This window comes from Klebsiella sp. A-Nf5, assembly GCF_002810545.1.
Lineage (GTDB): Bacteria > Pseudomonadota > Gammaproteobacteria > Enterobacterales > Enterobacteriaceae > Klebsiella > Klebsiella variicola.
Window position 1 is genome coordinate 1 of record NZ_PIOG01000079.1, and the last position, 320, is coordinate 320.

General features: G+C 32.2%; 1 pseudogene. It reads right to left on the reverse strand.

What is annotated here, in order from left to right:
- A pseudogene (locus tag CWM53_RS31650) lies at positions 1–320 on the reverse strand (hypothetical protein); the annotation flags it as partial.

Genomic DNA, 320 nt, shown 5'->3' on the forward strand with positions numbered 1-320 from the left:
AATAAATAAGAAACGACGACACTCACCATCACTTATTCTTACAGAATCACATCTTTGCTGAATGCAGATATAATAGCATCCATTACCAAATGTACTTTTCACTACTGTGCCTAATGACAGGAAAGGCAAATGACCTGGAGAGAAAATAGCACTTCTATGATAACAAAGTTTAGCAAATTGCTTATTAACTGAATCAATCATATCAAACTCAGTAAATAACGTTGCTGCATATTTAGACATTAAAACATCTATTTTGGCTTTAGATATTTTATTACCATCACATGAAACTATTGTGTCACAATACTTTTCCCTAACATCAG